The sequence below is a fragment of the Thomasclavelia sp. genome, from assembly GCF_017889095.1.
Classification (GTDB): Bacteria; Bacillota_I; Bacilli_A; order Erysipelotrichales; family Coprobacillaceae; genus Thomasclavelia.
On sequence record NZ_JAGHEW010000360.1, the window covers coordinates 1 to 3,901 of the forward strand.

Below are 3,901 nucleotides of genomic sequence, written 5' to 3' on the forward strand. Positions count from 1 at the left end.
AATCGTTTTCTTAGTGATTCTGGCATATTAACTTTTGGTGCTTTTTCATGCATCAGCCAGCTTGCTACTTTATGAGTTTTCGAACCAGGTACATCGAACATTGGCGGTTCTAGTCGCAAATCAATTTTTAAAGCAAATGGATTACGAGGAGCAAAAGCATCACCGACAATTTCATAAGCTAAATTTGGTGGTGAACCAGGGATCGTATATAATACATCCTCTTTAGTATCTAAATCCTAATATATTTTTAAAATATATTCCAAAAATATCCCTTTAAATCTAAATTTATAGTAAAATATAAATATAAAAAAATATTTTTTATAGGAGGAAAAATATGCGTCCAAAATATCATTTATGCGCACCAGCAAACTGGATCAATGATCCTAATGGATTTATTTATTATCAAGGTAATTATCACTTATTTTACCAGCATTTTCCTTATGAAAATCGTTGGGGAACAATGCATTGGCGCCATGCAATCAGTAAAGATTTAATTAATTGGCAGGATTTAGGAATTGCCTTATATCCAACTAAAGATTATGATGCTAATGGCTGTTTTTCAGGTTCCAGCATTGAAGTTGATGGGAAGATGTATCTTTACTATACTTCAGTAAAATATACTAAATTTAACCCTGAAAATGTCCATACTACTTTAACTGGCGATGAGTTTTTATCAAGTCAAAGTATGTTAATTAGTGAAGACGGTTTTACATTTGATAATCTAAACAACAAAAAAATGATCATTCCGGTTTTTAAAGACGGTGAAATCGGTCATCCTGTTCATACTCGTGATCCTAAAGTATGGAAACATGGTGATTATTATTACATTGTTTTATGTAGTAAATATCTTGATGAAAATAATAATTACAATGGTCAATTATTGTTCTATCGAAGTTTAGATGGTTTAAATTGGGAATATCTCAATAACTATCGTGGGATTAAATATGGTGATATGTGGGAATGTCCTGATATTTTTGAAGTCAATGATCAGTATATTTTAATTATGTCACCAGAAAGAACTAATCAAGAAGGTTATCCTTCCCATGGCCGGATTACGACGATCAACTTTGATCATCAAAACTGTGACCTGGAAATTACGGGCGATTTAAATTACTTAGATTTAGGTTTAGATCTCTATGCCCCACAAACTGCAGTTGATCAAGAAGGTCGCAGAATTTATGTTGCCTGGATGCGAATGCCTGAAGCTGACGAAGAAAACTGGATTGGGTTAATCACTTATCCTCGGGTAATTACTTATCGAAATAACCATATTTATACTAATATTCACCCTAATGTTGATAATTTCTTTACGACCAAAACAGCTGCTTTTGATCCTTTAAAACCTTGTAAAATTACTGCTAGTTTAAAATCTGGTGATTATCTTAATATTGGTGGTTATCAAATTAGTTTTGATAGTAAATTGACAGTTGATCGTTCTTTAGTTTACCCTGATGGCGGTGGTTTAAAGAAATTATCTTCACCTAAGTTAGATCAATGTGATCTTAAAATTTTCTATGATCAACATATCATTGAAATTTATATTAATAACGGTGAATATGTTCTTTCTAATATCGTTTACAACCTACAAGACACACTTACAAGTAATATTAATTATGATATTTTTGTAAAATAAAACAAGGAAGCTTGACTTCCTTGTTTTTAACGTCCTGGAATAATAATTGCCGCAATAATATAAATTAAAATACCACTGCCACCTAAAACCGTTAAAACAGCCCAGGCTAATCTAACTAAAGTCGGATCAACATCAAAATATTCCGCTAAACCGCCACAAACACCACATAACATCCGATCTTGATTAGAACGATATAATTTTTTCATTTATTCACCTTCCATCCTAATTGTAATTTTACCTAAATCACATTTTGCTTTTAACTTACGTGAACCATCATGTTTTTGATACGATTCACTGATTCCTGTGCCATCATAATTACCAATTGTAATATCACCTAAATCACATTTAGCATCAATATTATAATCCATTTCTTTGCCTGCTAAAAGAACATCAATATCACCTAAATCACATTTTAACTCACTATCCTGGCTATCTAAATAAGCTACTTCAATACTGCCAGCATCAACATCTAATTTAGCTTGATCACTCTTTAAGTATTTTGTTTCAAGTGCACCTAAATCAACATTAAAATCTAATTTATCCACATTTAGTTTATCAACAGTTACTTTACCAGCATCAACATCAATTTCTGCTTTTTCAAAATAATAATCTCGAGGAATATAAACATTGATTTTAGAATCATTAGAACTGATAAAATTAAAGATATGTGCTCCACCTTTGATAACTAAAGTATCGTTATCTTTTTTAATTTTAGACTGGCTAGTAATATTTAATGCTTCTACTTTGATAACCGTACCATCATATTCAAATAAATTAACCGTTCCAGTTTCACATTTTATTTCTAGTTTTTTAATATCACTAAATTCTTCATAAGTAGTTTTGGTTTTAAAATATGGTAAAGAAACCCCTAATTCACCACGATCATATAATGTTTCCAACTGATTGAAACCATTGCAGGCTGCCCCAAAAATAAACAGACTTAATGCTATAGCAGCAGTTATAAAAATCATATATTTTATTTTGCGCATTGTTGATTACCTCCATTATTTACTAGCCCGCTAATCATTTCGATTAATTTTTTTAAAAGATTAATACAAGCTTTACAAATTCTAGGAATTAATCTTAATGCCATTACTCCTAGTAAGAAAAATAACAATGTTAATGCAATCAAAGCAAAAGATGTTGCTAGAACGATACATCCAGCTCCTAAAAAATTACCTATCAGCATTATCCCTTTAACAAAGCACGTTATTGCGCCAATAGCACAGCCAATTGCTCCTATCATAATCCCAATCCCAAAAGCAAATAAAATTGCTAGAATCGTAAAAAACAAGACAAATAAGCCACCTGAGCCACCAAACAACAAAATTCCTGCTCCAATAAAGATAAATATCAATAAGATACGATTACGATCAGCGTTGCCACGAAAACGACTTCCTTTTTTTTCATCACTTTCTTCTGTTTCTTCAACGATCGTTGCTTCAACAATTTCTTGAGTTTGTTTATAGCTGGCATTATCCATTGACTTTTCACTATATTCAATATCTTGATCAAATTGATTTTCTAAACCAGCCTTAATGATTGCTGCCACCCTCTCTGGTGAACCTAGTTCTTTGATAATTTGTTCTTCATTTTCATAACCAGCTTCATCAAAATAAGCCTCGTAATATTCAAGTGCTGCCTGACATTCCACGTCTTCAATATCTTGAAGCAAGTAAGCCAGTCTATCCATAAATTCTTTTCGATTCATTTTAATTTCCCCCGTCAATAATTTTATTGATCTTAGTTACATAACTATACCATTCCTCTTTATACATCGCTAATTGCGCCTTTCCCTGAGGTGTTATTTTATAATAACGTCGATTACGACCACAATACTCCTGATCATAAGTTTCTAAACAATTATCTTTCAATAATCTTCTTAAAACAGGATATAAAGTTGACTCTGATACATCTAAGCCTGTTCTTACATCTTGAGTAATCTTATATCCATAAGTCCCATTAGCTTCTTTAGAAATAACTGATAACACAATTGTATCTAATAAAGCTGCTCCCGTATTAAATATCATCTGTCTAACTCCTTCCTTATTTTTCAATAATATTATATGACGTATAATATTAGTTGTCAATCAATATAATATTATTCACCCTATTTTTGTTATTTAAATGATATTTTTCACATAATTATTTTAAATAATATAAACAGGAGGTAAAAATGAAGAAGGCAAACAAAAAAATTATTATTTTAGTTATTGTTTTTGTGGTAGCGATTGGTATTTTCATCATTAACCAGGATACAACTACGAT

The 3,901-nt window shown here is 31.1% G+C and carries 5 protein-coding genes and 1 pseudogene; 1 reads left to right on the top strand and 5 read right to left on the bottom strand.

Features of this window, described 5'->3' with window-relative positions; translation table 11 throughout:
- Positions 1–236 (bottom strand): annotated as a pseudogene (locus J7M77_RS15260) (ABC transporter ATP-binding protein); the annotation flags it as partial.
- A gap of 98 nt (positions 237–334) precedes the next feature.
- Here J7M77_RS15260 and J7M77_RS15265 point away from each other — a divergent pair.
- Entirely contained in the window at positions 335–1,633 is a 1,299-nt protein-coding gene (locus tag J7M77_RS15265) for a glycoside hydrolase family 32 protein (RefSeq protein WP_296880117.1), read from the top strand.
- A 26-nt stretch (positions 1,634–1,659) separates the two neighbouring features.
- Here the strand turns inward: J7M77_RS15265 and J7M77_RS15270 are convergent, their stop codons facing one another.
- The 4 genes from J7M77_RS15270 to J7M77_RS15285 are packed head-to-tail and all read right to left on the bottom strand — an operon-like array spanning position 1,660 to position 3,663.
- Complete coding sequence (locus tag J7M77_RS15270; RefSeq protein WP_296880119.1) at positions 1,660–1,839, bottom strand: PspC domain-containing protein; 180 nt, start codon at positions 1,837–1,839, stop codon at positions 1,660–1,662.
- Positions 1,840–2,622 (bottom strand): DUF4097 family beta strand repeat-containing protein, encoded by a 783-nt coding sequence (locus J7M77_RS15275; RefSeq protein ID WP_296880121.1) that lies wholly within the window; start codon positions 2,620–2,622, stop codon positions 1,840–1,842.
- Positions 2,610–3,344 (bottom strand): DUF1700 domain-containing protein, encoded by a 735-nt coding sequence (locus tag J7M77_RS15280; protein WP_296880123.1) that lies wholly within the window; start codon positions 3,342–3,344, stop codon positions 2,610–2,612. Before J7M77_RS15280 ends, J7M77_RS15275 begins: the two co-directional genes overlap by 13 nt.
- A gap of 1 nt (position 3,345) precedes the next feature.
- Entirely contained in the window at positions 3,346–3,663 is a 318-nt protein-coding gene (locus J7M77_RS15285; protein ID WP_296880125.1) for a PadR family transcriptional regulator, read from the bottom strand.
- Positions 3,664–3,901: the final 238 nt, after the last annotated feature.

What these genes read in the sequence shown, in the direction of transcription:
- J7M77_RS15270 (WP_296880119.1), bottom strand. Translation starts at nt 1,839, where the DNA reads ATGAAAAAATTATATCGTTCTAATCAAGATCGGATGTTATGTGGTGTT.
- J7M77_RS15280 (WP_296880123.1), bottom strand. Translation starts at nt 3,344, where the DNA reads ATGAATCGAAAAGAATTTATGGATAGACTGGCTTACTTGCTTCAAGAT.
- J7M77_RS15265 (WP_296880117.1), top strand. Translation starts at nt 335, where the DNA reads ATGCGTCCAAAATATCATTTATGCGCACCAGCAAACTGGATCAATGAT.
- J7M77_RS15275 (WP_296880121.1), bottom strand. Translation starts at nt 2,622, where the DNA reads ATGCGCAAAATAAAATATATGATTTTTATAACTGCTGCTATAGCATTA.
- J7M77_RS15285 (WP_296880125.1), bottom strand. Translation starts at nt 3,663, where the DNA reads ATGATATTTAATACGGGAGCAGCTTTATTAGATACAATTGTGTTATCA.